At 53.1% G+C, this 1681-nt stretch carries 1 protein-coding gene; it reads left to right on the plus strand.

Annotated elements, in window-relative coordinates:
- On the plus strand, positions 1-1681 hold a 1681-nt coding region (locus tag ACMHKJ_RS19155), incomplete at both ends, for a toxin TcdB middle/C-terminal domain-containing protein (protein WP_413496416.1).

The following is a 1681-nucleotide window of genomic DNA, read 5'->3' on the forward strand; positions in this document are numbered from 1 at the left end:
TTGCGCGAAAACAGGCATTCTGGATCAGCCGTGCTCAAAAAGGCATGCTGTTACGCCGTGAAGTTTACGGCAAAGACGGCAGTGAACAACAGAATTTGCCGTACAGTGTCAGCGAACAGCGCCTGACTGTCCGTCTGATTACGCCGGATGCGGCCGTGCCGGTTATCCATCCGGGCGTATCAGAAAGCCGTGAATATCACTATGAACGTATGGCATCTGATCCACAGTGTTCGCAATCCGTTGTGCTGAGTGCGGATGAATACGGTTATCCGCTGCGTGAGGCACACATTCACTATCCGCGCCGCCCGACACCCGGGACAAACCCGCTGCCTGATACGCTGCCCGCCTCACTGTCTGAGTCCGGTTATGATGAACAGCAGCTGCAGCTAATTGTGTCGTTATCACAACATACACTGCACCATCTGAGTGATTTGAAACAGGAACAGTGGCTGACCGGTCTTGCGGGCAGTAACCGCAGTGATATTTTTATGCTGACAGCCGGACAGCAACCCGCCAACGGTTTTACGGCAGAAACACTGCAACCCCTGCTTGCCGGCAGCCGTTCAGCGCGCATTTTTGCCGGACAGCAGAAGACATACTGGCTCAACACGGATAATCAGTCTCCGGTCGCTGCACCGGTCTGGCCACCACGCCCGGCTCACACGGAAACCGTAGAGCTGGATGAAACCATCCTCTCAGCACTGAGCGCTGCCATCAATATGAAAGAGCAGTTGCAACAAGGTGCTTACAAGGAAGCCGGTTATCTGTTTGCTGACAGCACTGAGCAGAATAAGAAAGTGTGGATTATCATCTCCGGCAGTACCTCTTTCGGTAATGCCGCGCAATTCTGGTTGCCGCTGCGTATCCGTGATAATCCGCTGGTCGGGGAACGTCGTCTGACCCGGGACAAGCATCACTGTGTTATGACAGCACACACTGATGCCTCCGGACTGGTAACATCGGCAAAATATGACTGGCGTTTTCTGTCTGTCCGGGAAGTTACCGATGCAAACGGCAATATCAGTCAGGTACACACCGATGCACTGGGACGGGTGATAAGCAGCCGTTTTTACGGCACGGAAAATGGTAAAAGTACCGGTTACAGCCAGAAAGCCCTGACGCTGCCGGATTCCGTGCAGGCCGCTGTGGATATGAAAAAACAACTGCCGGTTGCACAATGCTTTGTCTATGCCACGGACAGCTGGATGCGCAGCGGTGCTGATAAACTGCCTCCACATGTCCTGACGCTGACAACGGATCGCTATGATGATGAACCGGCGGATAAACACACACAGCAAGTCCGTCAGCAGGTCACGTTCAGTGATGGTTTCGGGCGGATTTTACAGCAGTCTGTTCGTTTTGAAGAGGGTGATGCATTCCATCGTAACGAAAACGGCTCACTGGCAGCGGAAAGCCGGAAAAGTGAGAAATCATCTGCCCGCTGGGCGGTTTCAGGTCGTACTGAGTATGATAACAAAGGCAATGCCGTCCGCACGTATCAGCCTTATTTTGTCAATGACTGGAAATATGTCAGTGATGACAGTGCGCGGCAGGATCTGTATGCCGATACCCATTATTACGACCCGCTGGGCCGGGAGCATAAGGTTATCACCGCGAAAGGTTATCAGCGGCGGGTACTGTTTACGCCGTGGTTTGTCGTCAGTGAGGATGAAAACGACAC

The organism is Morganella psychrotolerans (genome assembly GCF_965118875.1).
GTDB classification, from domain to species: Bacteria; Pseudomonadota; Gammaproteobacteria; order Enterobacterales; family Enterobacteriaceae; genus Morganella; species Morganella psychrotolerans_C.